Source organism: Pseudomonas sp. LBUM1668 (genome assembly GCF_059695715.1).
Window position 1 is genome coordinate 4,032,501 of sequence record NZ_CP166787.1, and the last position, 14,802, is coordinate 4,047,302.

Consider the following 14,802-nt stretch of genomic DNA (forward strand, 5'->3'; position numbering starts at 1 on the left):
CTGCGCCCAACTGTCCTGAACCCTGCAGATCCACAACTCGGCCTGCTCACGCACCTGAATATCCGAACGGGCGATTTCCGCGCCTAACGCCGGCAACGCACAGCCGGACTCAGGCTGCTCAACGTGAGCCATGCTCAAGTAGTGTTTGAGGCAACGCTCCAGCCGCTCACGATCCTGCGCCCCCTGCCCGCCCAGCCGCTCAAGGCTTTGCCCCAACTCCCTCTCGACGATGGCAGTGAACAACGCATCCTTCGAGGAGAAGTGACTGTAGAACGCCGCTCCGCTCAGCCCGATAGCCTTCATCAAACCATCGACGCCGACCGTGGAAAACCCGGATCGCTTGGCCGACAGCGCACTGCTCTGCAATAGTTTTTCCCGGGTTTCCAGCTTGTGACTAGCGGAGTAACGCATGTTGTTTGCCCTCGAATTGACCACCTTGACGCTGGCCGAATCCTAGCATAACGTTCGTTCACTTAACGATCGTTTACTAAAGGGGTTCACCCATGAATAACAAGAAGGTCGTATTGGTTGTCGGTGCTGGTGATGCCACAGGCGGTGCGATTGCCAAGCGTTTTGCCAAGGAAGGATTCGTTGCCTGCGTCACGCGGCGCAGTGCCGAAAAATTGCAGCCGCTGGTGGACGCGATTCAGGCCGAAGGCGGCGAAGCTCACGGCTTTGCTTGCGATGCACGCAAGGAAGAAGACGTCATCGCGCTGATCGAAGACATTGAAGCCCGCCTCGGCCCGATTGAAGCTTTTGTCTTCAATATCGGCGCCAACGTGCCGTGCAGCATCCTTGAAGAAACCGCTCGCAAATACTTCAAGATCTGGGAGATGGCTTGTTTCTCAGGTTTTCTCAATGCTCGTGAAGTGGCAAAACGCATGGTCACGCGCAAACGCGGAACCATTCTGTTCACTGGTGCGACTGCCGGACTGCGCGGCGCATCGGGATTCGCCGCATTCGCCGGCGCCAAGCATGGCATCCGCGCGCTCGCACAAAGCATGGCTCGCGAATTGGGCCCGATGAACATTCATGTTGCCCATATCGTCGTCGATGGTGCCATTGATACGGATTTCATCCGCAACAGTTTCCCTGAGAAATACGCCACCAAGGATCAGGACGGCATTCTCAATCCCGAGCACATCGCCGAAAATTACTGGTATCTGCACAGCCAGCCACGCGATGCATGGACGTTCGAGCTGGATCTGCGCCCTTGGAATGAACGCTGGTAAACCCACCGCCCATAACAATAAATAGAGAGCAGCGAAAATGACCAAAACCGTGGAGTTCTATTTCGACCTCGGCAGCCCTGCCACTTATCTGGCCTACACCCAGCTACCGAAGATCTGCGCAGCAACCAATAGTCAGCTGATTTACATTCCGATGTTGCTGGGCGGCGTTTTCAAAGCGACCGGCAACGCCTCACCGGCAATGATCCCGGCGAAGGGTCGCTACATGTTTCAGGATCTGGACCGGTACGCCAAACGCTATGGCGTAGCGCTCAAGTTCAATCCGCATTTCCCGATCAATACGCTGCTGTTGATGCGCGCCGTCACTGGCATACAACTGCGCCAGCCGGAACGCTTTCAGGCGTTTATCGACTGCTTGTTCACGGCGTTGTGGGTGGAGGGCAGAAACCTGAGCGACCCGGCAACTGTGGCTGCCGTGTTGAGCGAAAACGGGTTCGTGCCCGATGACGTCCTGGCGCTGACCAATGACGAAACTGTCAAGGCTACGCTGAAGGACAACACTGAAACGGCCGTCAACCGAGGCGTTTTCGGTGCTCCGACCCTGTTTATCGGCAATCAGATGTTCTTCGGCCAGGATCGTCTCGACTTCGTCGAGGAAGCATTACGTCAGATTTAGATCGAAACGATGACAGGTGGGCGCTGATTTCAGCCCCCACCTGTCATGCGATCAGATTGCAGCAGTACGCGTATTCAGCCATTGGAGCGCGGCACCGTCGAGCAACGGGCTCAAGCGCTCACGCACCTCAGCGTGATAGGCGTTGAACCACTGTTTTTCCTCCTGACTCAGCAAGTCTGGCAGCAGACAACGCGTATCGATCGGGCACAGGGTCAAGGTTTCAAACTTGAGGAACTCGCCGAACTCGCTACTCCCCGCCTCACGGTTCATCGCCAGGTTCTCGATGCGCACGCCCCAACGGCCCGGACGATATGTGCCCGGTTCGATCGAAGTAATCATCCCCGGCTGCATCGCAGTCTGCAGTGTCGGCGCTGCCTGATAGGCAATGACTTGCGGCCCCTCGTGTACGTTGAGGAAATAGCCCACGCCATGCCCGGTGCCATGACCGTAATCCACGCTTTCAGCCCAGATCGGCGCGCGCGCGATGGCGTCGAGCAGTGGCGACAGAATGCCTTTCGGAAAATGTGCCCGCGACAGCGCAATCACGCCTTTCAACACGCGTGTGCAATCGCGCTTCTGTTCTTCAGTCGGCGTACCGACCGGCACCATGCGCGTGATGTCAGTCGTGCCGCCGAGATACTGACCACCGGAGTCGATCAGCAACAAACCATCGCCCTCGATCACCGCGTGCTCTTCTTCGGTGGCGTGGTAATGCGGCATCGCGCCATTGGCGTTAAACGCAGCGATGGTATTGAAACTCAGCGACACATAATCCGGACGACGCTCGCGGGCAGCGGTGAGTTTTTCGTCGATGGTCAACTCGGTAATGCGCTCACGCCCCCAGGCCGACTCCAGCCAGGCGAAGAATTCGCAGAGTGCCGCGCCGTCCTGCTCCATCGCTTTACGAATGTGCTCGGCGTCCGCTTCACTTTTTTGCGACTTGGCCAGTGTGGTCGGGTTCAAGCCTTCGACCAGTTTTACGCCACTGTCGAGGTTATCCAACAGACCGCTGGTGACTCGCGCGGGATCCACCAGCAGGCTTGCGCCGCTCGGTACGGCGCGCAAGGCATCGGACACTTCGCTGTAGTCGCGCAGCGTCACGCCGTCCTGTTCCAGCACGGCACGCAACTGCGCATCAACTTTGCTCAACGCAACGAACAGCGTGGCTTGCTGCTGATTGATCAGGGCGAAAGAGACGAACACCGGGTTGAACGACACATCGCCGCCGCGCAGGTTGAACAGCCATGCGATATCGTCGAGGGTCGCGATGAAGTGCCAGTCGGCGCCGCGCTCTTGCAAACTTTCGCGCAGTTTGGCGAGTTTCTCGCCACGGCTGACGGTCGCTTGTGGTGGCAGATGCTGATAGATCGGCGCGTTTGGCAGAGTCGGGCGGTCGCTCCAGACTTCCTTGAGCAGATCGATATCGGTACGCAGACGCGCGCCGCGTGTTTCGAGCTTGCTGCTCAAAGTGCGCGCCGAAGCCACGGCCATCACTGCGCCGTCTACTGCAACCACGCCACCTTCCGGGGTCTGCTCAGCCAGCCAGTCCAGCGGGCTCGGCTGCCCTGGTTGCAGCTTGACCAGTTCGATGCCGCTGCCGTTGAGTTCCTTGGTCGCCTGTTCCCAGTAACGACTGTCGGCCCAGACGCCGGCGAAATCGAGGGTGACTATCAGTGTCCCGACCGAACCATGAAAGCCCGACAGCCACTGCCGGCCCTGCCAGTAACCCGGCAAATACTCCGACAGATGCGGGTCGGCGGAGGGCACCAACAACGCATGAATGCCTTCGCGGCGCATCAGTTCACGGGTGCGCGCCAGGCGCTGGGGCACCGATCCTTCGGTCAAGGTCTGGGTACTCATCATGTCTCCTGCTAATCACTTGTTCGTTATTGTTCGTAGCCGTTGAATCGGCTGGTTATAGCCCTGTCGCCCAGAATGCCGGGGCACTGGCGCAGGCGTTCTTGATCAATTCGCAAGCCTTGTCGACATCTTCCGCGGTGGTGAAACGGCCGAGGCTCAAGCGAATGGTACGCCCCGCCAGCCGCGCATCATGTCCCAGCGCCACCAACACGTGGGATGGCGCGTTGCTTGCGGAGTTACAGGCTGAGGTCGCGGAAAACGCGATCGAATGGCTCAGCGCCGCGCTGTTGAATTCGCCCTCACTGAACGTCAGGCTCAAGGTGTGCGCAATGCGCTGACTGGCACTGCCATTAAGACGTACGCCGGGCAGGCTCAACAATTGTTCGAGCAAGCGTTCGCGCAACGCGACGATGGATTTTTTCTCTTCATCGAAAGCGCCAGCGGCCAACGCGAATGCGGCGCCCATTCCGGCAATCTGATGGGTTGCCAGCGTCCCGGAGCGCATGCCGCTTTCGTGTCCGCCACCATGAATCTGTGCCTGCACCCGTTGCTGCGCCCGCGGGCCGACATACAACGCGCCAATGCCTTTGGGGCCATAGAGTTTATGCGCCGAAAACGACATCAGATCCACCGGCCACTGCGCCAGGTCGATCGCCACTTTGCCGGCACCCTGTGCCGCATCGACATGGAACAGCGCCTCGCGCCCGCGGACGATTTCACCGATGGCCGGGACGTCGTTGACAGTGCCGAGCTCGTTGTTGACCAGCATCAGCGAGACCAGAAAGGTGTCATCGCGCATCGCTTCGCTGACCGCCTGCGGTGTGATCAATCCATCGGCGTCCGGGACCAGATAGGTCACGGCAACGCCGGCGTCCTGCAACTGGCGGGCGGTATCGAGAATGGCTTTGTGTTCGATCTGGCTGGTAATGATGTGGCCGCCGCAGACACCGCGCGCCTGCGCCACGCCTTTGAGCGCGAGGTTATTGGACTCGGTGGCACCGGAGGTCCAGACGATCTGTTCAGCTTGTGCCCCGACCAGTTCAGCGACTTGCCGGCGGGCCTGCTCGACCGTCTGCCGGGCCTGCTGGCCGAACGCGTGGGAGCTGGAGGCCGGGTTGCCGAAATTACCGTGAAACCCCAGACATTCGATCATCACCTGGATGACCCGCTCGTCCACCGGGGTGGTGGCGGCGTAATCGAAATACAACGGACGTGTGTTCATAAAAAGACTCGCAGAGCGTGTTCCGGGATCAGGAGGCTCGTGTCTGCAAACGGCACCGCGCAGCCTCGTGAGCTGCGCGTCGGTTCGAGAGCGTCATCAATACCTGATCGGATGCCGTTAAAGAAGAACAACTTCATTTAAAAGTGCGTAGGAACGCTCCTGAAGCCGAGCTTAACAGGCATCGGGCCGGCGGTTGAAGCAACGCGTCAGCTAAAGCTTTCAAGAAGTAACGGATACAACGAAATCACCAACAATGCCGCCATGCCCCAGTTGAATACGCGTAACCAGCGCGGTTCCTTCAGCACATTGCGCAGTAGCGTGCCACACGCTGCCCAGACGCCGACGCTCGGCAAGTTGATGATGGCGAACACCGCGGCGATCACCACGACGTTGGTGAAGTATCCCTGCATCGGCGTGTACGTGCTGATGGCACCAATGGCCATGATCCACGCCTTGGGATTGACCCACTGGAACGCGGCGGCGCCCAGATAGCTGATCGGTTTGGCTTCGCCCTGGACGTTGTCACCGACCGGCCCGGAATGGGCGATCTTCCATGCCAGATACAACAGATACGCCGCGCCGACGTAGCGCAGGACCGTATAGAGGATCGGATAGGACTGAAACACCGCGCCCAGGCCAAACCCCACGGCGACCACAAGGACGAAGAATCCACAGGTGATGCCGAGCATATGCGGGATGGTGCGGTTAAATCCGAAATTGACGCCCGATGCCAGCAACATGGTGTTGTTCGGCCCCGGCGTAATCGAGGTGACAAGGGCAAACAGGGCAAAGCCCAGCAGTAAATCAAGCGAGAGGTTCATGGTGCAGTCCGTCAGGGTCATTCAGGTGTAGACCCTACCCCACGCGGCCCGGCAAACCCACGGACAGTTGGCTAAAACTTCAACCAGTACAGTTTGTTTTTAGCTTGGGCGTCCATGCAGCTGTACGGCACGTTCAGCGCTCATCTCGCCCTGCTTGTCAAAACTGAAGGCCTTCTGTGGCTGGCCAAGTAATTGGGCTTTTTTGGCATGGTATTCGTCAAACGACAAACCGCTGCGGTTCAGCGCCTCCATGGCCAGTTCCCGAGATTCTTCTGCCGAGTAGGGCCGCAGTTCCGGAGAAACATGGCTGGCACATCCGGCGAGAACGGAGACGGCGAGCAACAGCGAAACAGTCAGTAAATGATTCATGGGAGCGTCCTGGCGGGCAATGTGGGGTCGATGGAGAAAGGCTACGCCCCGACACGCCTGCGCAGAAATCAACGCTTTCAATAGTGGCTATCAGCAAATCGTCACTAACCCACATATCTCTCCAAGGTGAGCGCCTGACCAAGCTGCCGATCTAACCGACCAGGTTGCAGTGCAACGCATCGTCGTGACTGCGGGCGATGCTGCTCAGTACCTGAAACGAATTGAAGGTCACTGTTTTCGCCTGATGGGCGCGGATCAACTCCCAGAAATCCTGTTCACCGCTTTCGAAACTGCGGAGCGCCGCCTCCCCCGCCTCGCGCGTCTGCCATTGCAGCAAGCTCAATACCCGCCGACCATCGTCGCTGGCTTGCACGCTCGCGCTGACAAAACCCTGGTAGCGCTGGGCCAGGCGTTCAGTCTGCATCGACAGCGCCGAGACCAGTCCCGGTTGCTGCCGAGGCTCGATCTCGAATTCGATCAATTGGGTGAAGCTGCGGTTTTTCGCTGATGCTTGCATGAAATTCCCCACTTGGCTGTAAGGCGAATCTTGCGACTCGAAGAAACGCAGGGTAAAACCTCTAGTTAAGTCAAGGTCAAGAGCAATTTCACCATGGTCACCAAGGAAAACCTGCACAAGCCCCTCACCGTCGGCGAAGTCGCGTCGCGTAGCGGTGTTGCGGTCACGGCCCTGCATTTTTATGAGTCCAAGGGTTTGATCAAGAGCCAGCGCAATGCTGGCAATCAGCGACGCTATGCGCGCGCCGTGCTGCGTCGAGTGGCATTGATCAAAGTTGCGCAGCGTCTGGGGATTCCGCTGGCGGAGATTGGCGAAGCACTGAAAGTCCTCCCCGACGATCGCGCACCGACGGCGGCGGACTGGAAGTTTCTATCGCAGCAGTGGCGACGGGAACTGGATGAACGGATCAATCAACTGACGCTGCTGCGCGACCGGCTCAATGGCTGCATCGGTTGTGGCTGCCTGTCGATGGAGGCGTGTCCGTTACGCAATCAAGGGGATGTGCTGGGTGAACAGGGGCCGGGGGCGCACTTTTTGGATAGGTAATGTGAGCTGCTGCTCGTCGGGCGAAATTCCTGGCCGGGAAGACAGTTCTATATTGATCCTTCCGGGAATCCGGTGAAGCAACATTTCGCAAAAACAAAAACAGGGAGAACGTCATGAGCGTCAAACCCATCCCCGAGGGGTATCACAGCATTACCCCGTATCTCGGCATTCATAAGGCCGCCGAGGCCATCGACTTCTACAAGAAAGCCTTCGGTGCCACCGAAGTCATGCGCCTGGCCATGCCCGACGGCGGCATCGGTCACGCGGAGCTACGTATTGGTGACAGCGCAATCATGCTCGGCTCGCCGTGCGATCAGGGGCCATTGAGCAGTCCGGACCAAACCGTCTCCGTCGGTTTGCACCTGTATGTGACGGATGTCGACAAGTCATTCCAAAGGGCGCTGGATGCCGGAGCAACCGTGGTGTCCGAGGTCAAGGATCAGTTTTACGGTGATCGCAGTGGAACGCTGAAGGATCCGTATGGGCATTTGTGGTTTCTCGCGACCCACAAGGAAGATCTGACTGAAGAACAGATCAAGCAGCGGGCGATGGAGATGTTTAGCCATAACTGATTGCTCCGTACCGGACCGGCTCGCTCCGACCTGAAAATACCTTTCAAGTGTTGGAGTGAGCCCGTGGTTCAGGACAGGATTTGTACTGCACAGGCGAATTGCGAAACATTTACTTTCACATTCCTTATCGGGATTTATCTCGCTCATCCGTCCTATAGAGATGCAGGCCGTTCGCGTAGGCAAAAGCCACGAGCGCCTTTCGGGGATACCCGTGCTGTGAAGCCCGCAGCCACGCGCCCTTTCACCATTCTCTAGACGCGTAATCATGTCGAAAAAATCCCGCTCAAAACTGTGGTTCCTCGTACATAGCTGGCTCGCATTACCCATCTGGTTTTTTGTTCTGATCGTCTGCGTGACCGGTACGCTGGCAGTGGTCAGCCAGGAAATCGTCTGGCTGGCCAACCCGCAGATGCGTGCCAGTCAGCCATCGGACGATGCGCCTCTGCTCAGTTACGACCAGGTTCTGGCCGCGATCAAAAAAGCCGAACCGCAAACCGTGGTCGAAAGCATCACCCGCCCTGACGAATCGCACTTCGCCCTGGACGTTGAGGTCAGCTACCCGGACGGGCGCTCGCTGACGGTGTACGTCAACCCATACACCGGGGTGATCCAGGGCACCGCGCCAGCCTTTGACTTCAAGGCTTTCACCCGCGCCTTGCATGGTTGGTGGCTAGTGCCGTTCACCAACGGCTTCAGTTGGGGATGGTATCTGGTGTCATTCCTTGGCGTGCCGATGCTGGTGTCGTTGATTACCGGCCTAGTGGTCTATAAGCGATTCTGGAAGGGCTTCTTGCGCCCCACTCTACGTATTCGCCATGGCGCGCGTATTTTCTGGGGCGATTTCCACCGTCTCAGCGGTATCTGGTCGATCTGGTTCATTGCGGTGATTTCCATCACCGGTGTCTGGTTTTTGATTCGGGCCTTCCTGTTCGATAACCAGATCTCCATCTCCAGCGAGCCGATCATCCCGGCCATGTCCCGTGAAAGCGTGCCGATTTCGGCGGCCGGCACTCCGCCGCCACGTATCAGCCTGGACCGCGCCGTAGAAATCGCTCAGCAAAAGATTCCGGGGCTGGAGGCCAGTTTCGTCAGCCTGCCGGGTAACGCTTACAGTCACATGAGCGTTGGCGGTCGCGGCTGGTATCCATTGATGTTCCAGACGGCGACGCTCAATCCGTACAACGGTGAGATGGCGGCTACACGGCTGCTGTCCGATCGTTCCTCGCTGGAGTTCGTCACAGAATCCATGCGCCCGCTGCACACCGGTGACTTCGGCGGGATCTGGATAAAGTTGATCTGGTTCTTCTTTGGCCTGCTGCTGAGCATGATGGTGCTCAGCGGCTTGCTGATCTGGACCAAACGCACCGCTCTGGCCACCGCCAATGCGCTCAAGCGCGAGGACAAAAAAAACCGGATCAAGGCACAACCGGCCCTCAGCCGTGAGCCTTCGGAGGTCAGCCTGTGAGCAAGTCCACAACGATCACGCCGCCATCGCGACTGGGGAGACTTTGGCACAAATGGCGATTCCACATAAATGTCCTGTTGTTGCTGATCCCGCTTGGTTTCATGCCCAAGTATTTTGCCGACGCTTCACTGTTTCGCGGCGACAGCGGCCTGGGACAACATGAAATCGGCAATATCCAGGTCGGCCCCTGGAGCCTGCGACTGGCCGAACTGCGCAACGAAGCCCCCACCCTCACGGGCCCGGCCGGCTATATGAAAGATTTCAGCGCGGCCCTGTGCGATGCCTGTGTCGACAAGGTCAAGGCCACTTACCTGCGCATCGGCAAACCGCGCAGCTTACGCGCTGCCGGGGCAATTTTTTTTGGTACGCCATACCGTATGGGCACACAACTGCCGATCCCGGAAAAAACCAAAGCTGACGCCGAACTGTGGATAACCATGGAAGGCTGGGACGGCAGCATGCATCAGGCCTCGATTCCCCTGAGCCAGGCCTCCCCCGCCACCATCGCCTGGCTGAACAAACAAGGAGCCAAACCATGACCTGCTCGCAACGCCCTTTCCGTCTGCGGCTCAGCGCCGCGCTGTTGGTGCTGTGCGCCGGCTTCAGTGCAAGCGCCCTGGCGCACAACCCGATGTGCGAATGCAAAGCCGTCGATGACGAACAGATCAAATGTACCGGTGGCTTTTCCGACGGCAGCGGCGCACCCGGTGTGACTCTGGATGTGATCGGTTACGACGAAACGATTCTGGTGCCGGGCAAGCTCGGTGCCGACTCGACCTTGACCTTCAAGAAACCCGGCGCCGAGTTCTACGTGCTGTTCGACGCGGGCCCTGGCCATGTGGTGGAAATCGACCAAGCGGATATCGAAGCGCCATGAGTACGCCCACCACACAAATCGTGCGTCCGGCCGGTGCCGGTCATGAAACCCTCAACGTGTTGCTGCTGTGCTTGCTGATCCTAGCGCTGGCCGGTTCCGTGGTGGCCTGGCGCGGGGTGTCCCATGAACCGGAACCGGTCGCCAGCAATCAACTGGACGCGCGCCGCGACCTCAGCGCCGCCGAGCAAGGCATCTATGCCGACCTGCGGGTGACACTGGACGAAATCCGCTTGCTGCGCGAAGAGCAGAAAACCTTGCCGACGCCACAAAATCTCGCGGACGAAGGTTTTGCCCCGTTCGCCCAGGACGCGAGTTCCGTCGCCCGAGGCGGTCACGCATGGCAAATGCCGACCGACGCCGCCTACTTCGGTCATAGCCAGACACCCTCCATCGCCGGTTCGTTTCTGATGCGCGTCGGCGCCGATGACCAGGCTGCGCCGGATATCTGGCTCAACCGTGACGCCGCACTCACGGCGCCTCGCGAGCTGACTGACGCCGCCCTGGCCGCTGCCGGCTGGAAACAGATCGTCGCGCAATACGATGCCGGGGTTACCCGCGAACATCGCCATTGATTCCTCGCCCTCACCCGAGAGAAGACCGTTTGCCCATGTCTATTTCATCTCCACGCCGTCCGTTGTTGCGTCTGTTTCTGTTGGGCCTTTGCGCCTGCCTGCTGAGCCCCCTGGCCAGCGCCGATCCGGCGAAACGCCTGCGCATCGGCATCACCCTGCACCCTTATTACAGCTATGTGGCGAACATCGTCGGCGACAAGGCCGAGGTCGTCCCGTTGATACCGGCCGGCTTCAATCCGCACGCCTACGAACCACGGGCCGAGGACATCAAGCGCATCAGCGGCCTCGATGTGATCGTGCTCAATGGCGTCGGCCATGATGATTTCGCCGACCGCATGATCGCCGCCAGCGAAACGCCGAACATCAAAACCATCGAGGCCAACGAAAACGTGCCGCTGCTGGCCGCGACCGGGGTCGCTGCGCGCGGCGCCGGCAAAGTGGTGAACCCGCATACCTTCCTGTCGATCAGCGCCTCCATCGCGCAGGTCAACAACATCGCTCGGGAGTTGGGCAAGCTTGATCCGGACAATGCCAAGACCTACACGCAGAACGCACGCGCCTACGGCAAACGCCTGCGGCAGATGCGCGCTGACGCGTTGGCCAAGCTGACCCAGGCGCCGAACGCCGAGTTGCGTGTGGCGACCGTTCACGCGGCTTACGACTATCTGCTGCGCGAGTTCGGGCTGGAAGTGACGGCGGTGGTCGAGCCGGCTCACGGTATCGAGCCGAGCCCGAGCCAGCTGAAGAAGACCATCGACCAACTGCGCGAACTGGATGTGAAGGTGATCTTCTCGGAAATGGACTTTCCGTCTACTTACGTCGAAACCATTCAGCGTGAATCGGGCGTGAAGCTGTACCCGCTGTCGCACATTTCCTACGGCGAATACACCGCTGAAAAGTACGAAAAGGAAATGACCGGCAACCTCAACACCGTGGTTCGGGCGATTCAGGAGTCTGGCGCATGACATCCAGAGAAACCCTGATCGCAGAAAACGCCGAGTCCCCTGTAGGAGCGAGCCTGCTCGCGAAGGCGCCCGGCCAAGCACCATCATTGTTGAATGACACACCGCAATCCCGAGCAGGCTCAGTCCTACAAGTGTGTGGTCCGACCCTGGAATTTGCGCAGGTCTGCCTGACACTGGGCCGCACGACAATTCTCGACAACGTCTCCTTCCAGGTGCAACCCGGCACCGTGCATGCACTGGTCGGCCCCAACGGCGGCGGCAAGAGTTCGCTGATCAAGACGTTGCTGGGGCAGATGCCGCATCAGGGGCAGTTGAGTCTGCAATGGCCCGGCGAGCCCGGCACCATCGGTTATGTGCCGCAGGCGCTTGAGTTCGATCGCGGCTTGCCGATGACGGTCGATGATTTCATGGCTGCCATGTGCCAGCGCCGCCCGGCGTTTCTTGGCTTGAGCAAGCACTACGCCGGCGCCATCGGCGAAGCGCTGGAACGGGTCGGCATGCAGGACAAACGCAAACGTCGCATGGGCGCGCTGTCCGGAGGTGAACGTCAGCGGGTGTTGCTTGCCCAGGGCTTGATCCCTGCACCGCAACTGCTGGTGCTGGATGAGCCGATGTCCGCTCTCGATGAGGCCGGGATCCAGGTCTTCGAACGCCTGCTTGGCGACTGGCGCGCGGCGGGCATCACCGTCCTGTGGATCGAACACGACCTGGAAGCAGTTGGCCGTCTGGCTGATCGGGTCACTGGTCTGAACCGTCGCGTGCTGTTCGACGCCACGCCACAACAGGCGCTGACTCCAGAGCGTCTGCTGACCCTGTTCTCGACCCATCCACGGAGCGCTGCCTGATGAGTTACGAAGCCTTTCGATTGATGGTCCAGGGTTGGGCCTCTTCCGGTTATCTGCCGGAGGCGCTGGCTTACGGTTTTGTGGTCAACGCGCTGCTCGCCGGTCTGTTGATCGGTCCGGTGCTGGGTGGCCTCGGCACACTGGTGGTGGTCAAGCGCTTTGCGTTTTTCTCCGAAGCGGTCGGCCACGCGGCGCTGACCGGTGTGGCCATCGGCATCCTGCTGGGCGAACCCTACACCGGGCCTTATGGCAGCCTGTTCGGCTACTGCCTGCTGTTCGGCATTTTGCTCAATTACCTGCGCAACCGCACCGGCCTGGCACCGGATACGTTGATCGGCGTGTTCCTCTCGGTGTCCCTGGCATTGGGCGCGAGTCTGCTGCTGATTCTCGCGGGCAAGATCAACGTGCACATTCTGGAAAACGTGTTGTTCGGCTCGGTGCTGACGGTCAACGGCAATGATCTGGCGGTATTGGCCATCGTCGGTTCGCTGGTCATGGCCCTGGCGCTGCCGCTTTACAACCGCATCATGCTCGCCAGTTTCAACCCGCAACTGGCAGCAGTTCGAGGCGTGGCAGTGAAGACTCTGGATTACCTGTTCGTGATTCTGGTGACACTGATCACCGTGGCTGCCGTGAAAGTCATCGGCGCGATTCTGGTCGGTGCCCTGCTGGTGATTCCAGCGGCGGCGGCGCGCTTGCTCAGCCAGTCGCTCAAGGGCTTTTTCTGGTGTTCGGTGCTGATTGCCACGGTCAGCACGTTGTGCGGGATTCTCGCGCCGATTGTTTTCGATCTGCCGATTCCGTCCGGCGCGGCGATCATTCTGGTCGCCGGTATTGCCTTCGCCCTCGCCGCCATCGCGCGCGGGGTTGTCCCGAGTCTGAAAGGGAATCTTGGATAAATGCTTTTTTCATTGCGCAACCTGACGTTGGCCATGGCCCTGTGCGGCGTGGTTTCCACACCTTTAATGGCCGCCGAAAGCGCCAAGCCCTTGCGAGTGCTGGCCTCTCTTCCGATCACCTACGGCCTGGGCGAGGTGCTGCTCAAAGGCACCGACGTCAGCCTCGAACGCGCGGCCCCGGCGAACTTGCCGGGCAGCCGCCAAACCGCGTACTTCACCGGGCGCGGCGCTCCGGCACTCAATAAACTGGCCACCGGCGCCGATGCGGTGATCGGCGTGCGCTCGCTGTGGGCCGATGACCCGCTGTACCCCTTCGCCCGTCGCAGCAACATTCGCATCGTTGAAGTCGATGCCGCACGCCCGGTCGACGGCGCGTTGCCCGGCATTGCCGTGCAACCGGATTTGAAAGTCGACGGTTTGAACAGCCAGCCGTGGCTGGCGAGCAACAACATGGGGCGCATGGCAGACGTGATGGCGGCAGATCTGGTGCGTCTGGCACCCAGCGCCAAGCCGAAGATCGAAGCGAATCTGGCGCTGTTGAAACAACGCCTGCTCAAACTCAGTGCCGCCAGTGAGGCGCGTCTGGCCAGTGCCGATAATCTGAGTGTGATGAGCTTGAGCGATCACTTCGGCTATCTGATCGGCAGCCTGAACCTTGAACTGATCGGGCAGGATCCCCGTCCTGACGCAGACTGGACGCCCGAGGATCTGAAAAAACTCACGGCGACACTCAAGGAAAACGATGTCGCGGTGGTGTTGCATCACCGTCAGCCATCGGAAGCGGTGAAAGCGGCGATTGCCGAGTCGGGTAGCCGATTGCTGGTGCTGAGTATTGATGCCGAAGATCCGGTGACGGAGCTTGAGGGCAATGTGGATTTGCTGCTCAAGGGGTTGAGCGGAGCGTAACTTCAGTTGTACCGAGTTATCGTTCATCGCTGGCAAGCCAGCTCCCACAGTGATCTGTGGTGTGTACAGCATTTGTGGAGCACAACAAAACCCTGTGGGAGCTGGCTTGCCAGCGATGAGGTCCTGACAGAAACCCCGTATCCCGGACATGAAAAAACCCGCTGACTGTCTCCAGTCCAGCGGGTTTCTTTTTGCCTGTCAGCTTATTGAGCTGCAGCCTGCCCTTCCATCTTCTGGCGCAGGCTGAGTGGGCGCATGTCGGTCCAGACTTCTTCGATGTAGGCCAGGCATTCCTTTTTCAGGCCGCTCTTGCCCACGGTGCGCCAGCCCTCTGGCACGGCCTTGTAATCCGGCCAGATCGAGTACTGCTCTTCGTGGTTGACCACGACCTGAAAGAGGATGTCCTCACGGTCGAATACTGACGTCATGCTGGTTCTCCATCGTTGTAAGGGTGGGCTGCACGTCGGGTGCAGCCGGGTATGTAGAAAGAACGTTCGGCG

General features: G+C 59.5%; 19 protein-coding genes (1 of these 19 cut by a window edge). 12 read left to right on the forward strand and 7 right to left on the reverse strand.

What is annotated here, in order from left to right; translation table 11 throughout:
• Positions 1–411, reverse strand: the 5' portion of a protein-coding gene (locus tag ACA061_RS18155) for a TetR/AcrR family transcriptional regulator (RefSeq protein ID WP_150603417.1). It extends 153 nt beyond the left edge of the window; only the first 411 of its 564 coding nucleotides appear in the window; it begins with the start codon at positions 409–411; its stop codon lies off the left edge, out of view.
• Between the two features lie 92 nt (positions 412–503).
• Between ACA061_RS18155 and ACA061_RS18160 the strand changes: the two genes are divergently transcribed.
• The gene (locus tag ACA061_RS18160) at positions 504–1,232 is read left to right on the forward strand and encodes an SDR family oxidoreductase (RefSeq protein ID WP_150603416.1); all 729 of its coding nucleotides are present in this window, start codon (positions 504–506) and stop codon (positions 1,230–1,232) included.
• A 37-nt stretch (positions 1,233–1,269) separates the two neighbouring features.
• Positions 1,270–1,866 carry a 2-hydroxychromene-2-carboxylate isomerase gene (locus ACA061_RS18165; protein ID WP_497299786.1) on the forward strand — a complete coding sequence of 199 codons (597 nt, stop codon included), beginning with the start codon at positions 1,270–1,272 and terminating at the stop codon, positions 1,864–1,866.
• Between the two features lie 51 nt (positions 1,867–1,917).
• Here ACA061_RS18165 and ACA061_RS18170 read toward each other — a convergent pair whose 3' ends face one another.
• From ACA061_RS18170 to ACA061_RS18190, 5 genes are all read right to left on the reverse strand, one after another.
• A complete protein-coding gene (locus ACA061_RS18170; RefSeq protein WP_497299787.1) occupies positions 1,918–3,726 on the reverse strand; it encodes an aminopeptidase P family protein in 1,809 nt (602 codons plus the stop codon).
• A gap of 55 nt (positions 3,727–3,781) precedes the next feature.
• Positions 3,782–4,948: an aminotransferase class V-fold PLP-dependent enzyme gene (locus ACA061_RS18175; RefSeq protein ID WP_210553919.1), complete on the reverse strand. Its 1,167-nt coding sequence runs from the start codon at positions 4,946–4,948 to the stop codon at positions 3,782–3,784.
• A gap of 206 nt (positions 4,949–5,154) precedes the next feature.
• On the reverse strand, positions 5,155–5,769 hold the full coding sequence (locus ACA061_RS18180) for a LysE family translocator (protein ID WP_042560193.1): 615 nt from the start codon (positions 5,767–5,769) through the stop codon (positions 5,155–5,157).
• 99 nt (positions 5,770–5,868) lie between these two features.
• Positions 5,869–6,138 (reverse strand): hypothetical protein, encoded by a 270-nt coding sequence (locus tag ACA061_RS18185; RefSeq protein ID WP_497299788.1) that lies wholly within the window; start codon positions 6,136–6,138, stop codon positions 5,869–5,871.
• 151 nt (positions 6,139–6,289) lie between these two features.
• Positions 6,290–6,655 carry an antibiotic biosynthesis monooxygenase gene (locus ACA061_RS18190; RefSeq protein ID WP_497299789.1) on the reverse strand — a complete coding sequence of 122 codons (366 nt, stop codon included), beginning with the start codon at positions 6,653–6,655 and terminating at the stop codon, positions 6,290–6,292.
• A 93-nt stretch (positions 6,656–6,748) separates the two neighbouring features.
• On the opposite strand from ACA061_RS18190, the gene soxR reads away from it, so the two are divergent.
• From soxR to ACA061_RS18240, 10 genes are all read left to right on the forward strand, one after another.
• Positions 6,749–7,201, forward strand: a complete 453-nt coding sequence (gene soxR, locus ACA061_RS18195; RefSeq protein WP_210553920.1) for a redox-sensitive transcriptional activator SoxR — start codon at positions 6,749–6,751, stop codon at positions 7,199–7,201.
• A gap of 113 nt (positions 7,202–7,314) precedes the next feature.
• Positions 7,315–7,773 carry a VOC family protein gene (locus ACA061_RS18200; protein WP_210553921.1) on the forward strand — a complete coding sequence of 153 codons (459 nt, stop codon included), beginning with the start codon at positions 7,315–7,317 and terminating at the stop codon, positions 7,771–7,773.
• Between the two features lie 265 nt (positions 7,774–8,038).
• Positions 8,039–9,238 carry a PepSY-associated TM helix domain-containing protein gene (locus ACA061_RS18205; RefSeq protein WP_150615885.1) on the forward strand — a complete coding sequence of 400 codons (1,200 nt, stop codon included), beginning with the start codon at positions 8,039–8,041 and terminating at the stop codon, positions 9,236–9,238.
• Entirely contained in the window at positions 9,235–9,777 is a 543-nt protein-coding gene (locus tag ACA061_RS18210; protein ID WP_210553922.1) for a PA2404 family protein, read from the forward strand. Before ACA061_RS18205 ends, ACA061_RS18210 begins: the two co-directional genes overlap by 4 nt.
• Positions 9,774–10,115 (forward strand): hypothetical protein, encoded by a 342-nt coding sequence (locus ACA061_RS18215; protein WP_150603406.1) that lies wholly within the window; start codon positions 9,774–9,776, stop codon positions 10,113–10,115. Before ACA061_RS18210 ends, ACA061_RS18215 begins: the two co-directional genes overlap by 4 nt.
• Positions 10,112–10,687: a DUF6162 family protein gene (locus tag ACA061_RS18220; RefSeq protein ID WP_210553923.1), complete on the forward strand. Its 576-nt coding sequence runs from the start codon at positions 10,112–10,114 to the stop codon at positions 10,685–10,687. Before ACA061_RS18215 ends, ACA061_RS18220 begins: the two co-directional genes overlap by 4 nt.
• Positions 10,688–10,722: 35 nt before the next feature.
• A complete protein-coding gene (locus ACA061_RS18225) occupies positions 10,723–11,652 on the forward strand; it encodes a metal ABC transporter substrate-binding protein (RefSeq protein ID WP_150603405.1) in 930 nt (309 codons plus the stop codon).
• Positions 11,649–12,497, forward strand: coding sequence for a metal ABC transporter ATP-binding protein (locus ACA061_RS18230; RefSeq protein WP_224450889.1), 849 nt, complete (start codon positions 11,649–11,651; stop codon positions 12,495–12,497). Before ACA061_RS18225 ends, ACA061_RS18230 begins: the two co-directional genes overlap by 4 nt.
• On the forward strand, positions 12,497–13,396 hold the full coding sequence (locus ACA061_RS18235) for a metal ABC transporter permease (RefSeq protein WP_007917717.1): 900 nt from the start codon (positions 12,497–12,499) through the stop codon (positions 13,394–13,396). Before ACA061_RS18230 ends, ACA061_RS18235 begins: the two co-directional genes overlap by 1 nt.
• Entirely contained in the window at positions 13,397–14,302 is a 906-nt protein-coding gene (locus ACA061_RS18240) for a metal ABC transporter substrate-binding protein (RefSeq protein WP_210553924.1), read from the forward strand.
• A gap of 203 nt (positions 14,303–14,505) precedes the next feature.
• On the opposite strand, the gene ACA061_RS18245 is transcribed toward ACA061_RS18240, so the two are convergent.
• Positions 14,506–14,730 carry an MbtH family protein gene (locus ACA061_RS18245; protein WP_003226665.1) on the reverse strand — a complete coding sequence of 75 codons (225 nt, stop codon included), beginning with the start codon at positions 14,728–14,730 and terminating at the stop codon, positions 14,506–14,508.
• Between the last annotated feature and the right edge of the window lie 72 nt (positions 14,731–14,802).